The sequence below is a fragment of the Halopseudomonas phragmitis genome (genome assembly GCF_002056295.1).
Classification (GTDB): Bacteria; Pseudomonadota; Gammaproteobacteria; order Pseudomonadales; family Pseudomonadaceae; genus Halopseudomonas; species Halopseudomonas phragmitis.
Genome location: NZ_CP020100.1, coordinates 150331 through 167953 on the forward strand (window position 1 = coordinate 150331; position 17623 = coordinate 167953).

The 17623-nt window shown below is 59.8% G+C and carries 11 protein-coding genes; 7 read left to right on the forward strand and 4 right to left on the reverse strand.

The genetic code is table 11. The features are described 5' to 3' along the window. Positions 1 to 32 precede the first annotated feature (32 nt). Together glyA and BVH74_RS00645 are read right to left on the reverse strand one after the other, a co-directional pair. The gene (glyA, locus tag BVH74_RS00640; RefSeq protein WP_080048221.1) at positions 33 to 1286 is read right to left on the reverse strand and encodes a serine hydroxymethyltransferase; all 1254 of its coding nucleotides are present in this window, start codon (positions 1284 to 1286) and stop codon (positions 33 to 35) included. Between the two features lie 134 nt (positions 1287 to 1420). Next, positions 1421 to 5281 (reverse strand): bifunctional diguanylate cyclase/phosphodiesterase, encoded by a 3861-nt coding sequence (locus BVH74_RS00645; protein WP_080048222.1) that lies wholly within the window; start codon positions 5279 to 5281, stop codon positions 1421 to 1423. A 185-nt stretch (positions 5282 to 5466) separates the two neighbouring features. On the opposite strand from BVH74_RS00645, the gene ettA reads away from it, so the two are divergent. From ettA to BVH74_RS00665, 3 genes are all read left to right on the forward strand, one after another. After that, on the forward strand, positions 5467 to 7131 hold the full coding sequence (gene ettA / locus BVH74_RS00655; RefSeq protein WP_080048224.1) for an energy-dependent translational throttle protein EttA: 1665 nt from the start codon (positions 5467 to 5469) through the stop codon (positions 7129 to 7131). Between the two features lie 172 nt (positions 7132 to 7303). Next, a complete protein-coding gene (gene gdhA, locus BVH74_RS00660; RefSeq protein ID WP_080048225.1) occupies positions 7304 to 8644 on the forward strand; it encodes an NADP-specific glutamate dehydrogenase in 1341 nt (446 codons plus the stop codon). A 53-nt stretch (positions 8645 to 8697) separates the two neighbouring features. Continuing rightward, positions 8698 to 9054, forward strand: coding sequence for a PilZ domain-containing protein (locus tag BVH74_RS00665; protein WP_080051571.1), 357 nt, complete (start codon positions 8698 to 8700; stop codon positions 9052 to 9054). A 22-nt stretch (positions 9055 to 9076) separates the two neighbouring features. Here BVH74_RS00665 and radA read toward each other — a convergent pair whose 3' ends face one another. Then, positions 9077 to 10450, reverse strand: coding sequence for a DNA repair protein RadA (gene radA / locus BVH74_RS00670; protein ID WP_080048226.1), 1374 nt, complete (start codon positions 10448 to 10450; stop codon positions 9077 to 9079). A 111-nt stretch (positions 10451 to 10561) separates the two neighbouring features. Here radA and BVH74_RS00675 point away from each other — a divergent pair, with 111 nt between their 5' ends. The 4 genes from BVH74_RS00675 (at position 10562) to BVH74_RS00690 (ending at position 14495) form a co-directional block, all read left to right on the forward strand. Beyond that, positions 10562 to 11326 (forward strand): EAL domain-containing protein, encoded by a 765-nt coding sequence (locus BVH74_RS00675; RefSeq protein ID WP_080048227.1) that lies wholly within the window; start codon positions 10562 to 10564, stop codon positions 11324 to 11326. Then, positions 11323 to 12768, forward strand: coding sequence for a polyphosphate:AMP phosphotransferase (pap, locus tag BVH74_RS00680; RefSeq protein WP_177344496.1), 1446 nt, complete (start codon positions 11323 to 11325; stop codon positions 12766 to 12768). The genes BVH74_RS00675 and pap overlap by 4 nt, the downstream gene beginning before the upstream one ends. Positions 12769 to 12839: 71 nt before the next feature. Beyond that, positions 12840 to 13253: a large-conductance mechanosensitive channel protein MscL gene (mscL, locus tag BVH74_RS00685; protein WP_080048229.1), complete on the forward strand. Its 414-nt coding sequence runs from the start codon at positions 12840 to 12842 to the stop codon at positions 13251 to 13253. Positions 13254 to 13367: 114 nt separating this feature from the next. Continuing rightward, complete coding sequence (locus tag BVH74_RS00690; RefSeq protein WP_080048230.1) at positions 13368 to 14495, forward strand: methyltransferase; 1128 nt, start codon at positions 13368 to 13370, stop codon at positions 14493 to 14495. 570 nt (positions 14496 to 15065) lie between these two features. Here BVH74_RS00690 and BVH74_RS00695 read toward each other — a convergent pair. Beyond that, positions 15066 to 17495, reverse strand: a complete 2430-nt coding sequence (locus tag BVH74_RS00695; protein ID WP_080048231.1) for a Lon protease family protein — start codon at positions 17493 to 17495, stop codon at positions 15066 to 15068. Positions 17496 to 17623: the final 128 nt, after the last annotated feature.

The following is a 17623-nucleotide window of genomic DNA, read 5'->3' on the forward strand; positions in this document are numbered from 1 at the left end:
TCCCAACGGGGGTTGATCGGCAAATTGTGCGATCAGTCGGTATATACCGGCAGACGGGCACAAATCGCCTTGACCTGCTCACGCACACGCTCGATCACTGACTCGTCACCCATGTTGTCGAGGATGTCGCAGATCCAGCCAGCCAGCTCGCGGCAGTCAGCCTCAACAAACCCACGAGTGGTAACCGCCGGGGTACCGATACGCAGGCCCGAGGTAACGAAGGGCGAACGCGGATCGTTCGGCACAGCGTTCTTGTTCACGGTAATGTGAGCGCGACCCAGCGCAGCGTCGGCATCCTTACCGGTGATGTCCTGCTTGATCAGCGACAGCAGGAACAGGTGGTTCTCGGTACCACCGGATACCACGTCAAAACCACGCTCGATGAACACCTGAGCCATAGCCTTGGCATTCTTCACCACCTGCTGCTGGTAGGTCTTGAATTCCGGCTGCAGTGCTTCCTTGAAGCAGATCGCCTTGGCCGCGATCACATGCTCCAGCGGGCCACCCTGGGCACCCGGGAAGACTGCAGAATTGAGCTTCTTCTCGATCTCTTCGTTCTTGCGCGCCAGGATCAGGCCGCCACGCGGACCACGCAGGGTCTTGTGGGTGGTGGTGGTGACCACATCGGCATAGGGTACCGGGTTCGGATAAACGCCGGCAGCAATCAGACCAGCCACGTGCGCCATATCGACGAACAGATAGGCACCGACCTTGTCGGCGATCTCGCGAAAGCGCGGGAAGTCCAGCACCTGAGAGTAAGCCGAGAAACCGGCCACGATCATCTTCGGCTTGTGCTCCAGCGCCAGGCGCTCGACTTCGTCGTAGTCGATCAGGCCATCATCATTGATGCCGTACTGGATGGCGTTGTAGAGCTTGCCGGAAGAGGACACGGAAGCACCGTGGGTCAGGTGACCGCCATGGGCCAGGCTCATGCCCAGGATAGTGTCGCCAGCCGACAGCAGAGCCAGATAAACGGCGGCGTTGGCCTGCGAACCGGCGTGCGGCTGAACGTTGGCATAGTCGGCACCAAACAGTTGCTTGGCCCGGTCAATGGCCAGTTGTTCGGCCACGTCAACATACTCGCAACCACCGTAGTAGCGCTTGCCCGGATAGCCTTCGGCGTACTTGTTGGTCAGTACCGAGCCCTGGGCCTGCATGACTGCCGGACTGGTGTAGTTCTCGGAAGCGATCAGTTCGATGTGCTCTTCCTGACGACGCTCTTCCTGCTGCATGGCAGCCCAGAGTTCGGCATCGAAGCTGGCGATATCGTTGGAACGGCTAAACATGTCACGGCCCCCTGTCAGGCGTTCGGGAATGAAAGGCGCGCATTTTACCCCAAGCCGCGGCCCCTGGCACATGAAAAGCGTTCAGCGGTACAACAAAATCCATTCACGCAGTGCCTGGTCAGCCCAAACAGCCCCTAGCCCCCTTCCTTCGCCTGACACAGGAAGTCGTCGTGCAGTACCTGGGCCGGAACCGGATGCCCGAGCAGATAGCCCTGCACCTCGTCACAACCAAAACCGCGCAGCAGTTGCAATTGCTCGTCGCTCTCCACCCCTTCGGCAACCACTCGCAGATGCAGGCTGCGGGCCATGGCGATGATGGCCTGGGACAAGCGCGCATCGCGACTGTCGGCGGCCATCGCCTGAATGAAACCTCGATCGATCTTCAGGGTATCAATGGGAAACTCCTTGAGGTAACTGAGCGAGGAGTAGCCGGTTCCAAAATCGTCCACCGCAATAGCCACTCCCAGCGCCTTCAAGCCGGCCAGTGCCTGCATGGTATCTTCGACGTCGCGCAACAACACGCTTTCGGTCAACTCCAGCTCAAGCACGGTCGGATCCAGTGCGTAGCGTTCCAGCACCGCCCGTACCTGACCAACCACCTGCCCGCTGGCGAACTGCTGAGCCGAGACATTGACTCCCAGCCGCGGCAAATGCAAACCAGCATCACGCCACTGCGCCCACTGCTGGCAGGCTCGATCCAGCACCCACTCGCCCAGACTACCAACCAGGCCGATTTCCTCGGCAATTGGCACGAAGACACTGGGTGGCACCGCACCCAAGCGCGGGTGCTGCCAGCGCAGCAGCACCTCGGCCCCGCTCAACTGCAAGCTGGCACAGTCGAACTGCGGTTGGAAATGCAGGTTCAGGCTATCCTCCTGCAGTGCTCGGCGCAGCTCAGCCTCCAGACTCAAACGCTCCAGCGCCTGAGAGTTCATCTCGTTCTGGTAGAACTGGAACGTCGCCTTGCCCGTGGATTTGGCGTGATACATGGCAGTATCGGCAAACTTGAGCAAGGCACTGGCCTCCTGAGCATCCTGCGGGCACAAGGCAATACCGATACTGGCGCTGATAAAGAACTCCCGCTCCTGCAGGACAAAGGCCGGAGCCAGACTGGCCAACACCTTCTCGGCCACATGCACACTGGCGGCCATCGCTGAATCCCGGTTCTTGAGACCGACCAGCAGCACGGTGAATTCGTCCCCACCCATCCGCGCCACGGTATCGCTGTCGCGCACACAGTCACACAGGCGCCTGGCCACCTCTCTGAGCAAGGCGTCGCCAGCCGCATGCCCGAGGGTGTCATTGATCGGCTTGAACCGATCCAGATCCAGAAACATCACCGCCAACCATTCGTTACGCCGCTGGGCCTGCTGCAATGCATTGCCCAACCGGTCCTGGAACAAGGTACGGTTCGGCAGTCCGGTCAACGCATCGTAATAGGCCAGACTTTCAATCCGGGCTTCATTGGCCTTGCGCTCGCTGATATCGACGAAGAAACACACATAGCTGACCAGATCACCTTCGTGATCATAGACTGCATTGATTCCGGCCCAGGAAGGAAAATCCTCGCCGCTCTTGCGTCGCTGCCACAGCTCACCCTCCCAGCGTCCTTGCTGGCGCAGGGTTCTGAGAATATCCGGGTAGAAGCTTTCACCATGCACCGGCGAGGAGAACAGTTGCGGGGTCTGGTCAATCACTTCATCAGCCAGATAGCCGGTGATCTGGCTGAAGTTCTCGTTGACCTGGACGATATAGCCGACCGGATCGGTAACCACAATCGCCCCAGTAGTGTTCTCGAACACGGTGGCCGCCAGGCGCAGGCGGTTTTCCGTACGGCGCTGTTCGCTGATGTCGCGGGCAATGCCCAGCAACCCAAGAAAACGCCCCTGCTGACTCCACATCAGCGAAACCCGCAACTCCACCGGACATTTGCTACCGTCAAGCTTTAAGCAATCGAAGCTGATCTGGCGCCGGAATCCCTGCTCACGCAGTTGCTGTGCTTGGTCAGCCTGATGCACCAGAGGACGCAACTCGTCGAGCAATGCGTCCATGAACTGGCGAAACTGCGGGCCAACCACAATATCATCGAAACCTCGGCTCAACAGTTCACCAGGGCTGTAGCCCAGCGCCGCGACCACCGACGGACTGATATAGTCCAGATGGAACTCGGCATCGGTGGACCAGATCACGTCGCTGATATTCTCAGCCAGCAGCCGGTAGCGCTGCTCGCTGGTCTGCAAACGCTGATTGGCCAGGGTTTGCTGGGTGATATCCTTGGCCGTGCCGATGACCTGACGCACCCGTCCCTGCGAGTCATGCGCCAGCAACTTGGCCTGCAGCAAAAACCAGCGCCAATCACCGTGCCGATGGCGCCAGCGTACCCGCCACTCCAACATCTGATCGGCACTGAGTACCTGCAACTGATTGCGACAGGCCTGCATGTATTCCAGGTCATCCGGGTGCAACAGGCGATCACGCTGATAGGCCGGCAGGGCCTGTTCCTCTTCGCGGCTGTAACCCAGTTGACGCATCAGAGAGCGATTGGTGAAAACAAAACGGTTGCGCTGAACATCCTTGATGAACACTACATCCGGCACTGACCTGACCACCTGGGCCCAGAACTGCTCGCGTTCAATCATCGAAGCCTCTACCCGGCGCCGGGTGGTGACATCGGTCATGCTCAGAGTTACCGCACGGTAATCCTCGACCTGCTCCGGCAGGCACATCACCACCCACAGCCAGCGCAGCGTACCCCGGCGAGTGCGCAGGGGCGTCTCCAACTCCATCCGGGTCTTGCCCTGAATCACTGCCAGCACCAGTTGATAGCGAGCGCCTCCGACACGCAGACTGTGGTCCTGATGGAACAGCGTATCCAGCTCCTCCACTGTCTGCAGCGCCAGCAGATCCAGGGTGACCTGATTGGCATCCAGTATGCGGATCGTCTCCAGCAGCTCCTGATGACGTTCAGGGTTGGCCTCCAGCCATTGATCAAGAACCTGCTGACTATCAATACGCTGAGCGCGCAAAAACACGCGCAAAGTCGACAAGTCGAGCAGGCAAAGCGCCATCCCGACCCCTTGAAAAATATCGCGGTAACGGCGCTCACTGACTTGCAGATGCTGCAACGAGGCCTTGCTGTCGGCATCGAGCCGGCGGTTGAGTCGCTGCATGCGGGTCAACACCCAAAGCACCAGGATCAAACCCAGTACAAAGGCTGTGAACAACAGCAACTTGTAGGTCACCATGCGGCCTAGTTGCCCACGGTAGTACTCAGGCTCGACCAGCCCCCGCACCTGCCACAACGTACCGGCAACCGGCGCGCTGACCAGCACCTGCTCGCGCTCGATCGACGATAACGGCGCGTTATCGAGAAACACCAGCCGGTCACGCTGCTGGCGGGCCATGACCCGCGCATGCCCGGCATCTTCCAGCAACCAGCTATAGCTGTGTGCCGCCTGGGCCGAGACCAACCGCGACAGCACCCGGTCATCCAGCGTCAACAGCCAGTAACGGCCATGTTCACGACCCGGCACCGCCCAGTACAGCGCGCGCTGGCGTGGATCGGAATCCAGCGCGAAGGCCTGGCCACTCAGGTGCAGGCGCCAGATTAGTTGACTCCAGGACTCGCGTGGCAGCCCCAGGGCGCTGGCCGGCACATCAACCGGCTGGATATGCCGCAGCCCCGGCAATAGCTCGCTCAGGACAGGGTCGTCAGGCTGAGCCCCCAGACTATCCAGAACATGGGCCAGGGCGCGTGATTTGACATCCAGGTTGAGCGCCAGTTGATCAGCGATCAGCCAGACACTTTCCTCCACCTGGGCATGATGTTGCAAACGCAACAACTGGAACCCCTGCCAGGCCTGCCAGCCCATCAGAACAGCCAGAAACAGCCCGGCAACCAGCACCGGTATCGGCCCCAGCCCCTGGCTTCGCCGGCCTTTGGCCCGGCTGGCTTGCGGCGGCCAGTCAGTCGGCCAGCCCGGAGGTGTCTGCATATTATTCAAAACCGTAGTGCACCAACGGATGAGCTAAAGAAACCGACAGTACCATAACAGGAGACATGATTGAGGGGGGTTTGCCCTTGAGCCTCAGTTGGGCTAGCCTTGCCACCACTTTCCAGCCCCGCCTGACACAGGCCAGGGTTTTGTCGAATCCATCCCATTCAACAGGTTCCGCCACCATGGCTCAATACGTATATAGCATGCATCGGGTTAGCAAGGTTGTCCCCCCGAAGCGTGAAATTCTCAAAGACATTTCGCTGTCCTTCTTCCCTGGCGCCAAGATCGGTGTACTCGGCCTCAACGGCGCGGGCAAATCGACCCTGCTGCGGATTATGGCTGGGGTCGACACCGAAATCGACGGCGAAGCCCGGCCCATGCCCGGTATCAAGGTCGGCTACCTGCCCCAGGAGCCACAGCTCGACGCCAGCAAGAGCGTGCGCGAGATCGTTGAAGAAGCTGTGAGCGAGATCAAGAACGCCCAGGCTCGGCTCGATGAAGTCTACGCCGCCTACGCCGAACCGGACGCCGACTTCGACGCCCTGGCCGCCGAGCAGGCCAAACTCGAAGCCATCCTCCAAGCCGCCGACGGCCACAACCTTGAGCGCCAGCTGGAGGTCGCCGCTGACGCCCTGCGCCTGCCGCCGTGGGATGCCAAGATCGAGCACCTGTCCGGTGGTGAGAAACGTCGGGTAGCACTATGCCGCCTGCTGCTGTCGGCTCCTGACATGCTGCTGCTGGACGAACCGACCAACCACCTGGACGCCGACTCGGTGGCCTGGCTGGAGCGGTTCCTCCATGACTTCCCCGGCACCGTGGTGGCCATTACCCACGACCGTTACTTCCTCGACAACGTCGCCGGCTGGATTCTCGAACTCGACCGCGGCCACGGCATTCCGTTCGAAGGCAACTACTCGCAGTGGCTGGAATCCAAGGCCGCGCGCCTGGAGCAGGAAGCCAAGCAAGAGGCCGCCCATGCCAAGGCGATGAAATCCGAGCTGGAGTGGGTACGCCAAGGCGCCAAGGGCCGCCAGGCCAAGTCCAAGGCACGCCTTGCACGCTTTGAAGAGCTGCAATCGCAAGAATTCCAGAAACGCAGTGAAACCAACGAGATTTACATTCCGGCCGGCCCGCGCCTGGGTGACAAGGTCATCGAGTTCAAGAACGTCAGCAAAGGCTTCGGCGACCGGGTACTGATTGACGACCTGTCCTTCAGCATCCCCAAGGGTGCCATCGTCGGGGTGATCGGCGGCAACGGCGCCGGCAAATCGACCCTGCTGCGCATGATCACCGGCAAGCAGCAACCCGATTCCGGCACTATCGAACTTGGCGAGACCGTGCAGATCGCCAGCGTCGACCAGAGCCGCGACAACCTGGACGGCAACAAGACTGTCTGGCAGCAGGTGTCCGACGGCTTCGACATGATCAAAGTCGGCAACTATGAAGTGCCTTCGCGCGGCTATGTTGGCCGTTTCAACTTCAAGGGGGCCGACCAGCAGAAGTTCGTCAAGGATCTGTCCGGCGGGGAACGTGGCCGCCTGCACCTGGCCCTGACCCTGAAACAGGGTGCCAACGTACTGCTGCTTGACGAGCCGTCCAACGATCTTGACGTGGAAACCCTGCGTGCGCTGGAAGAAGCGCTGCTGGACTTCCCTGGCTCAGCCATCGTGATCTCCCACGACCGCTGGTTCCTGGACCGCATCGCCACTCATATCCTGTCCTACGAGGACGATGGCAAGGTGACCTTCTTCGAAGGCAACTACACCGAGTTCGAGGCTGACCGCAAGAAACGCCTGGGCGAAGCCGCCACCCAGCCGCACCGGGTACGCTATAAGAAGCTGGCCTGAGTCATAGCTTTCAGGCCCGAGGCGCACACGCCCCGGGCCTGAAGGTCCATACCGCCCCTCTTTGCCCGCACAAACAAGGTGCAAATTATTGATTTGCACCATTTCTGAGCACACTGCGCTCTGCTAAAGTTGCATCCCTTCGTCTAAAACGTTCATAAAAGAGACTTTGAACATGACCGACACTCTGGATGCCTGCCTGGCTCACCTGAAGCTTCGCGACCCTGATCAACCGGAATTCCATCAGGCTGCCGAAGAGGTGCTCAGCAGTTTGTGGCCATTCCTTGAGGACAACCCCAAATACCTCAACAACGGCATTATCGAGCGGATGCTCGAGCCGGAACGGGTCATCATGTTCCGAGTACCATGGGTGGACGACCACGGCCAGGTCCATGTCAATCGCGGTTTCCGGGTCCAGATGAGCAGCGCTATCGGCCCCTACAAGGGCGGTCTGCGCTTCCACCCGTCGGTCAACCTTGGCGTACTCAAGTTCCTGGCTTTCGAACAGGTCTTCAAGAACGCCCTGACCAGCCTGCCAATGGGCGGCGGCAAGGGCGGCTCGGACTTCGATCCCAAGGGCAAGAGCAACGCCGAAGTAATGCGTTTTTGTCAGTCATTCATGACCGAACTGGCCCGCCACATCGGTGAGGATCTCGATATTCCGGCTGGCGATATCGGCGTGGGTGCCCGGGAAATCGGTTTCATGTACGGTCAGTACAAGCGTCTGCGCAACGAGTTCACCTCGGTATTGACCGGCAAGGGGCTGAGCTATGGCGGCAGTCTGGTACGTCCCGAGGCCACCGGCTTCGGCTGCGTGTACTTCGCCGAACAGATGCTCCGCCAGCAGGGGCGAGGCTTCAGCGGTCAGCGCGTCTGTATCTCCGGTTCCGGCAATGTGGCCCAGTTTGCCGCACTCAAGGTCATGGAGCTGGGTGGCCGGGTAATGTCGGTATCCGATTCCGGCGGCACCCTGCATTTCCCTGACGGCATGACCGAACACCAGTGGCAGGCGCTGATGAACCTGAAGAACGAACGGCGCGGCCGGCTCGAAGAGTTCGCCAGCGAGGAAGGCGTCGAGTACCTGGCCGGACACCGGCCCTGGCACCTGCCCTGCGACATCGCCCTGCCCTGCGCCACCCAGAACGAGCTCAATGGTGACGACGCCCGCACCCTGGTCGCCAACGGCTGCCACTGCGTAGCCGAAGGTGCCAACATGCCTTCGACGTTGGAAGCAGTCGACGTGTTCATTGAACAGCGTATTCTGTTCGCCCCGGGCAAGGCCGCCAACGCTGGCGGAGTCGCGGTCAGCGGTCTGGAAATGAGCCAGAACGCCATGCGTCTGCACTGGAGCGCCGGCGAAGTCGACGAGCGCCTGCACAGCATCATGCAGTCGATCCATGCTGCCTGTGAGCGCTATGGCAAGGAAGAAGATGGCTACATCAACTATGTCAAAGGCGCCAACATCGCCGGTTTCGTCAAGGTTGCCGACGCAATGCTTGCCCAAGGCGTGGTTTGATGGATAAAAGCGGCTATAGTGAGGGCATGAGTCTCATCCCGGAAGCCAGACCGATGAGCGACGACAGACGGCGCTTTACCCGCATTCCCTTCGATGCCCACACCAGTCTCCAGCAGGACGACTGGTGTGCCAGCGTTCAATTGGTCGACCTCTCGCTGCGCGGATTGCTGACCCTGCAACCGGCCGACTGGCAGGTACAGCGTGGCAAGGCTCCGTTCATCGCGATCATCGATCTGTCCGAAGGCAGCCAGATCCGCATGGAAGTGCATCTGGTCCACGCCGAGGAAGGCCTGCTGGGCTTCGAGTGCCTGCACATCGATCTCGACTCGATCAGTCACCTGCGCCGCCTGATCGCCCTCAACCTGGGCGATGAAGCACTGCTGGAGCGCGAACTGGCAGCACTTATCTAAGCAGCGGCTGAGCCCCGCTGACTTATTCGAAAATCGCCGACAGGGCCTGATCCAGTCGCGTCACCGCCACTACCGCCATGCCCTTGGGTGCTTCCTTGGGGGCATTGGCGGCCGGGATGATGGCGCGCTTGAAACCATGTTTGGCGGCTTCCTTCAGACGCTCCTGACCACTGGGCACCGGCCGGATTTCACCCGACAGGCCCAACTCGCCGAATACCATCAAGTCCATCGGCAGTGGCCGGCTACGCAGACTCGACATCACCGCCGCCAGCAACGCCAGATCCGAGGCAGTTTCCAGTACCTTGACCCCACCGACGACGTTGACGAACACGTCCTGATCGTAGGTCGCCACTCCACCGTGGCGATGCAAGACCGCTAGCAGCATAGCCAGTCGGTTCTGATCCAGCCCCAGAGTGACGCGGCGTGGATTGCCCAGATGGCTGGTATCGACCAACGCCTGTACCTCCACCAGCATCGGTCGCGAGCCTTCCCAGGTAGACATCACCACACTGCCCGGAATCGGCGCCTCGTAGCGCGACAGAAAGATCGCCGAGGGATTGGCCACTTCCTTCAGACCCTTGTCGGTCATGGCGAACACGCCCAGCTCGTTGACCGCACCAAAACGGTTCTTCACTGCTCGCAACAGCCGCAGCCGACCATCGGACTCGCCCTCGAAGTACAGCACCGTATCGACCATGTGCTCCAGCACTCGCGGCCCGGCCAGCGCACCCTCCTTAGTCACATGGCCGACCAGAAAAATCGCCGTGCCGCTCTGCTTGGCATAGCGCACCAGCAGCGCCGCACTCTCACGCACCTGGGCCACGCCGCCGGGAGCCGACTGCAACTGCTCGGTAAAAATGGTCTGGATCGAATCGACCACCATCACCTTCGGCTGCTCGTGCCGAGCGGTGGCGACAATGCTTTCGATGCAGGTCTCGGTCATGACCTTGAGCCGGTCTTCCGGCAGCCCCAGACGCCGCGCGCGCATCGCCACCTGCTGCTGCGACTCTTCGCCAGTGACGTACAAGGCCGGCATATCCTGAGCCAATCGGCACAGCGTCTGCAGCAAAATGGTCGACTTGCCGATTCCGGGATCACCACCAATCAGTACAACCGAGCCAGCCACCAAGCCACCACCTAGCACCCGATCCAGCTCCGAAGAGCCGCTGGGCTGGCGTGGCATTTCCTCAGTTGAGACCTCGGCCAGGGTCTTGACCTGGGCCTGCTGACCAGCCCAGTTGCCGCTACGCGCACCGCCCGAGCCGCCCACCGGCGTAGTATCAACTACGGTCTCAACCAGAGTATTCCAGGCTTGACACTCACCACACTGCCCAGCCCATTTGGAGAAGGTTGCACCGCACTCGGTGCACCCGTAAACACGTTTCTGTTTGGCCATGGATTCCTGCTTGTCGCTAGTTATTTGCCGCAGCCTCGATAGGCGCGCCCGCTGATTCCTTCCAGCTATTTTCCTCTATACTGACCAGCAATGTGCACTGGAAAACACCTTATGACGTCAGAGCTGACAACCGCCAAACCCTGCAAAGCCTGCCAGGATCGCGAACCACTGGGGTTCGAGTTTTCCATGGCCTTTCAGCCAATCATCAACCTGCATGATCAGACGCTGTTCGCCTACGAAGCCCTGGTGCGAGGTACTGACGGTGCTGGAGCAGCCAGCATTCTGTCACAGGTAAACGCCGATAACCGCTACCAGTTCGACCAGTCCTGCAGGGTCAAAGCCGTGGAGCTAGCAGCCCGGCTGAACGTTCCTTGTCACATCAGCATCAATTTTCTGCCCAATGCGGTGTATCAGGCAGCCACCTGTATCCGAGCCACCCTGGAAGCTGCACAACGCTTTAACTTCCCCACCAATAGGTTGATCTTTGAAATCACCGAAAATGAGCACCTGGTCGATAAGCAACACCTCAAGAACATCATTGAGGAATATCGGCGCCAAGGCTTCAAGACGGCAATTGACGACTTTGGTGCCGGCTATTCCGGGCTCAACCTGCTGGCCGAATTTCAGCCGGACATTATCAAACTGGACATGGCCCTGATTCGTGACATCCACAAGGACCGGGTCCGCCAAGCCATTCTCATCGGCATCCTCGGCTTTTGCCGTACGCTCGATATCGAAGTAATTGCCGAAGGTATTGAGACAGCGGAAGAACTCGCGTTCCTCCAGGACCAGGGTATTCAACTCTTTCAGGGCTATCTGTTTGCCCGTCCTGGCTTCGAGCAACTACCCGCGGTTATATGGCCACAATCTGCATGACCAGCAAGGATAAATCGGCACAAAAGCGGCGCAAGGCTGAGCTGGAAAACCTGCGAGAAGAATTGCTCGAAGCCCAGTTCGAGCTGCGCAAGACCAACAAGGGGCCGATTCTGGTCCTGATTACCGGCAACGACTTTGCCGGCAAGGCCGAAGTCATCTACACCTTCTACGAATGGCTTGACCCACGCTTTCTGCACACTCGGGCGTTTGGCCTGCCACAGGGTATCGAGCGGCGTATGCCCTGGCTGTGGCGCTACTGGCGGACTTTACCACCCACCGGCGAGCTGGCGTTCTACCTGGGTAGCTGGTACCACCAACCACTGATGCGTCTGAGCCGGGGGCAGATCAGCCCCACTACCTTCAAGCGCCAGATGCAGGAGGTGACCGCCTTCGAACAATTGCTGATTGACGAAGGCGCCACCCTGATCAAGCTGTGGCTGCAGTTGAGCGACAGCGATACTCGCAAGCGAGCCGACCCAGCCCTGAATCAAACCGTCGCCATGCGCGAATGGGGTGATTTCAGTGCCGCCGACTATGAAAAGGTTCGCAGTGGCGCGCAATACATGGAGGAACTGACCTCCACCACCGAAGCGCCCTGGATCCGCGTACCCAGCCAAGACCCTCAGGAACGCGATCTGCGCATAGGCCAGATCCTGCTCCAGGCGATCCGCCAGCAACTGACCAGCCAACCCAGTCAGCACCCGGTCTACGGCTGGACAGCCAGTCAGAATGAACGCCTGGCGGCGCTGGACTACACGCTCAAACAGGACAAAGACCACTACCAACAGCAACTCAGCACGCTGCAACAGCGTCTGCGGCAACTGGTCCAACACCCAAAATTCGCCCGCCGCAGCCTGCTGCTGGTGTTTGAAGGCACCGATGCTGCCGGCAAGGGCGGCACCATCCGGCGCATTACCCAGTGCCTGGACCCACGCACATTGCGGGTCCATGGTACCCGGGCACCAACCGAAGAGGAGCGCAGGCTGCCTTACCTGTGGCGTTTCTGGCGGCGCATTCCGGCACCAGGTAACGTAGTGGTATTCGATCGCAGCTACTATGGCCGGGTATTGGTCGAACGGGTTGAAGGCTTTTGCACAGAACCCCAATGGCAGCGGGCCTACCGGGAGATCAACGACTTTGAACGGCAACTGGCCGACAAGGGCACACTGGTGATCAAATTCTGGCTGGCCATCACTCAGGATGAACAGTTACAGCGCTTCCAGGCCCGCGAAGGCTCGCCGCTCAAACGCTACAAGCTGACCGATGAGGACTGGCGCAACCGCAAGCAATGGCCGGCCTATGTTCAGGCCATGAATGACATGATCGAGCACACCTCGACACAACTGGCCTCCTGGCACCTGATTCCGGCCGAAGACAAGCGCTACGCCCGCATCCAGGCCTTGAATATCGTCTGTGACCAGCTCGAAGCCGCCTTGAAATAATCGGCAACAAATCCTGACGGTAGCGGCTATGCTTGCAGTACGCCACGGTGGCGCTGTAGAGGATGAGTCAGATGAAATTACTGGAAGAATTCAAGGCTTTCGCGATGCGCGGCAATGTCGTCGACATGGCCGTGGGGATCATTATTGGTGCTGCCTTCGGCAAGGTGGTGTCCAGCTTTGTGTCCAACATCATCATGCCGCCGCTGGGACTACTGATCGGCGGTGTCGATTTTGCCGATCTGGCCGTTGTGCTCAAGGAAGCTGAGGGTGAAGTGGCCGCAGTGACCCTGGGTTACGGCGCATTCATCCAGAGTATTGTCGACTTTCTGATTGTCGCCGCGGCTATCTTCGTCGCAATCAAGGTTATGAACAGCCTCAAACGCAAGGAAGAAGAGGCTCCGCCCGCCGCACCACCGGCCCCGAGCAATGAAGAAGTACTGCTCGGCGAAATCCGCGACCTGCTCAAACAGCAAAAGCAGGGCTGAGCACACGGCCTGGAGCGGCCGGCAAGCACACTCAGCGCTACCGCCGTCCGCTCCTCTGCGAACCTGTAACCGGCCCTGTTATACTGCCGGCCCGATTGAGCAGCGACAGCGGCTATGCAGACCTGTGACACCCCATTCGGCGCCCTGAGCCTTGGGCGCTATCCGCCTACCCGCAATCCGACCCTGCAGGCGTTCGATGCTGCCGACCAGTATCTGTTGCAACGTCTGCACGAAGATGGCCTGGGCGAGCAGCCAATACTGGTCATCAACGACGCTTTCGGCGCACTGGCTATAGCGCTGGCTAAAGCCGGTCACCGGATTCACAGCTGGGGCGATTCCTGGCTGGCCCAACGGGCCATGCAGGACAACCTCCAGGCCAATGGCCTTGACGCTGACTGCGTGCAGTTCATCGACAGCCAAAGCCTGCTGCCCGAGCATTACCAGCAGGTGTTGCTGCGCATTCCCAAGAGCCTGAGCCTGCTTGAGTCGCAACTGCGCCACCTGCACAGTCGACTCCAGCCCCAGGCTCTGGTACTGGCTGGCGCCATGATCAAGCACCTGCCGCCCAGCGCCGGTGACTTGCTGGCCCGCTACATCGGCCCCTACCAGGCCTCGCTGGCCTGGAAGAAGGCCCGGCTGCTATGTGTCCGGGCTCAGACCGATCTCAACCCGCCAACCAGCGAACTGAACAGCCATTACCCGTTGCCCGACACAGCGCTACAGTTGCACAACCTGCCTGGAGTGTTTTCCCGCAACCAGCTTGATATCGGCACCCGGGTACTGCTGCCCTGCATTCCCCGGGATCTGGGCAACGCCCGGGTCGTTGACCTGGGTTGCGGCAACGGCGCGCTGGGGCTATTCGCGGCCTGGCACAACCCTGAAATTCAGCCAACCTTCATCGATGAGTCCTACGCCGCTGTAGCCTCGGCCCGGAAAAACTTTCACCAGGGCTTCGCCGGTCGCTCAGCGCAGTTTCTGGTCAGCGACGGCCTGACCGAAGTCGCTCCGGCCAGTGCCGAGCTGATCCTGTGCAACCCACCTTTCCACCAACAGCAGGTGATCGGCGATGAAATCGCCCTGCGCCTGTTCAAACAAAGCCGTCAGGTTCTGGCACCGGGTGGCAGTTTGCTGGTGGTCGGCAACCGGCACCTGGGTTATCACATCAAACTCAAGCGCTTTTTCCAACGGGTCGAACAGCTCGGCTCAAGTGCCAAGTTTGTGGCCTGGCGCGCCTGGCGCTGAGTTCAGCCCCCTGACCCACAGCACTCCTGGGTGCCAACAAGCAGTGCACCGATACGCCTGAGCGCTTTCCACAGAAGCTGTGGATAACTCTGTGCGAAAGGTTGGTACATCTGCTCGCAAGCCTGCAATACAGGGTCACCAGCCTAATCGATCAAAAACCATCCAACCGCCAGACAGCTCAGCCCGGACGGTTACTCCAGGCGCCTTCTCGCTGCACAACCGTGCAAAGCCCACCGGGTCCCGGCCCTGTTTCGGTGCAGAGCGCCGCAGAACCATAAAAGACTAATACTTTCATACTATTAACAAGAAGCTACCGGAGCCGGGTTGCGCTGAGCGGAAACGACAGAAAAAGCCCCTAGTCCGATCCATCACACCGTCAGACGCTTCGCGCAGCAATGCCACCGGCCTTGCGCTCACTGGTCGCACATGCAGGTTATTGACAGCGATCAAAGTGGCTGTTAAGCCAAGCCAGGCATCCACACAATCTGTGGATAACTCTGTGTGAAAGGTTGGGAAAGACCGTGCCGGCCCAGTCCCGGCAAGGGAGCAGGCCGGCTGATCAAAGGCTGATCAAGTCTGACTATCGGGTTTTGCTTCGTCATCCTCGGGCTTGGCCTCCTCCCGATCACGCTCGGCAATTTCGCGCAAGCGCTCGACCACCCGAGCATTGACCGAGTCATCCGGGAAGCTGCCCTCAGAGTCCAGTTCACCAACCGGTTGGCCGGACAGCAGCGCCATGGCCTGATCGACATGGCTGACCGCGTAGATTGCAAACTGGCCTGCCCTGACCGCATCCAGCACGCTCTGGTCGAGCATCAGGTTGGGCACGTTGGAGCGCGGAATGATTGCCCCCTGAGTACCGGTCAGGCCACGCGCCTGACACAGCCGGAAGAAACCTTCGATCTTCTCGTTGACCCCACCAACCGCCTGCACCTCACCAAACTGGTTGATCGAGCCGGTAATGGCGAAATCCTGTTTCAGCGGCGTACGCGACAAGGCCGAAATCAGCGCACAGACCTCGCCGAGCGAGGCACTGTCACCATCGACATAACCGTACGACTGCTCCAGCGCGATACTGGCCGAGATTTCCAGCGGAAACTGCTGGGCATAGCGACTGCCAAGAAAGCCAGTCAGGATCATCACCCCCTTGGAGTGAATCGGCTGGCCCAGGCTAACCTCACGTTCGATATCGACAATCCCGCTGCTGCCGGGATAGACCGTAGCACTGATCCGGGCTGGCACCCCGAATACCGAGTCACCGACCTCCAGCACAGTCAGCCCATTGCACTTGCCCACCGCCGCACCATCAGTGTCGATCAGAATCACCCCGGACAGCATGTCTTCGCGAATCCGTGCGCTGACGCGGCCGGTTCGGGTTTCCTTGGCTCGCAGCGCCCGCTCGATATGTGCGATGTCGGTAATAGGATCGCTGGCCAACTGACGAATGAAATCAGCCTCGGCGACCAATTGAAAAATGTCGCTGATCCGCGCCGACAGACGGTGCTGATGCTCGGCCAGTCGAGCACTATAGGTCAGTACCCGGGCCACGGCAGCAGCGGTCAATGGCGCCAACCCCTCTTCCGAAGTCCGGGTCTTGAGCAACTGCGCCATACCCTCGATGCTATCCGGAGTACGTGGCAGGTCCTCGTCGAAATCGACCAGCACCCGGAACATCTCCTGAAAATCCGGATCCAGATCCTGCAAGGTGTAGTACACCTGGCGCGAACCGATGAGCACCACCTTGACGTTCAGCGGTATCACTTCCGGGGTCAGAGTCACCGTGGTCAGACGACCCAGTTCAGCCCAAGGCGATTCGGTCTTGAGTTCACGCGAATGCAGCGCCCGCTTGAGCGCTTCCCAGACAAAGGGCTCGCTCAACAAGCGTTCGGCTTCCAGGACCAGATAACCGCCATTGGCCCGATGCAAGGCGCCAGGGCGGATATGCCGGTAACTGGTGACCAGCGCACCCTGCTCCGAGCTGTACTCAATCCGCCCGAACAGGTTGTCATAGGAAGGGTGCGGCTCCTGCACCACCGGCGCGCCGCCGGTATTGTGATGACCAACCACCAGGCTCGGGCAATACTGCTCGGTCAGCAGCGCTTTCTTGTAGGCTTCCGGGCGCGGCTCAAGCCCACGCTCCTCGACCAACTGATCGATCACGGTCTTGAGCAGGTTCTGACGCATCGCCTGCAGATAATCGCAGACCGCCTGATTGCCGCAGTAACTCTCCAGCAGCGGTTCAAGCAATGGTTGAATGGCCTCGGTGATGGTCTGCTCGTTGAGCTCACGCAACTGGTTGCTGGACTCACGCTTCCACTGCGGCAGATTGGACAAGCCTTCGTTCAGCACCTCCTCCAGATTGGCGATATCCTCATGGAAACGCTCGCGCTCGGCCTCAGGCAACTGGGCAAAATCAGCCTCATCGAGCGCCTTGCCATCCTTCATCGGGGTAAAGGCAATGTTCTGCGCATCGCGGTAGATGGCGATACTCTGTTCCAACGCCTGGCGCTCGACCGAATCGATCGCCCGGTCATAGCGCTGATTGAAAGCCCGGTCGATGCTGCTCTTCTTCTGTTGATAGGCCGGATGCTCAAACACCGCCGGAAAGGTCGCCATCAGGTTGTCGATCAGCTTCTCGATATCGGTGATCAACGTCCCGGCTGTGCCTGGCGACAGGCTCAGAGAGCAAGGCTCGCGTGGCTCATCGAAGTTGTTGACATAGACATAGTCCTGCGGCGTTACCTGACGTTTGGCCTCGGCCTTCAGATAACGCATCACATAGGAAAACCGCCCGGTTCCAGGCTCACCCATGACAAAAACGTTGTATCCAGGGCGGTGCATGGCCACCCCGAACTGCAACGCCTCGACCGCCCGCTCCTGGCCAAGAATGCCGCGAAACGGGTCAAGATCATCAGTGCTGGAAAAACCCAGATTGTCCAAGTCAATGGGGGCGGTCAATTGTTCGGGGGGCAGGCGTAACGCGTCAACGTCGATGGTCATCAAACATCCTTGGCATGAAATCTAGGCACTGATTGGCATTGTTGCCCCAGCGAGGTGGAACTGACAAGCACCAGCAACCTGGCAAAGCCCCAATTCCTACACTAGAGTCAGTGCCGGGGAAAATAACA

Bases quoted from the DNA above. Each gene is read 5' to 3' on its own strand.
- pap (WP_177344496.1), top strand. From the start codon at position 11,323: ATGACCAGCAAGGATAAATCGGCACAAAAGCGGCGCAAGGCTGAGCTG.
- mscL (WP_080048229.1), top strand. From the start codon at position 12,840: ATGAAATTACTGGAAGAATTCAAGGCTTTCGCGATGCGCGGCAATGTC.
- gdhA (WP_080048225.1), top strand. From the start codon at position 7,304: ATGACCGACACTCTGGATGCCTGCCTGGCTCACCTGAAGCTTCGCGAC.
- BVH74_RS00665 (WP_080051571.1), top strand. From the start codon at position 8,698: ATGAGCGACGACAGACGGCGCTTTACCCGCATTCCCTTCGATGCCCAC.
- radA (WP_080048226.1), bottom strand. From the start codon at position 10,450: ATGGCCAAACAGAAACGTGTTTACGGGTGCACCGAGTGCGGTGCAACC.
- BVH74_RS00675 (WP_080048227.1), top strand. From the start codon at position 10,562: ATGACGTCAGAGCTGACAACCGCCAAACCCTGCAAAGCCTGCCAGGAT.
- glyA (WP_080048221.1), bottom strand. From the start codon at position 1,286: ATGTTTAGCCGTTCCAACGATATCGCCAGCTTCGATGCCGAACTCTGG.
- ettA (WP_080048224.1), top strand. From the start codon at position 5,467: ATGGCTCAATACGTATATAGCATGCATCGGGTTAGCAAGGTTGTCCCC.
- BVH74_RS00645 (WP_080048222.1), bottom strand. From the start codon at position 5,281: ATGCAGACACCTCCGGGCTGGCCGACTGACTGGCCGCCGCAAGCCAGC.
- BVH74_RS00695 (WP_080048231.1), bottom strand. From the start codon at position 17,495: ATGACCATCGACGTTGACGCGTTACGCCTGCCCCCCGAACAATTGACC.
- BVH74_RS00690 (WP_080048230.1), top strand. From the start codon at position 13,368: ATGCAGACCTGTGACACCCCATTCGGCGCCCTGAGCCTTGGGCGCTAT.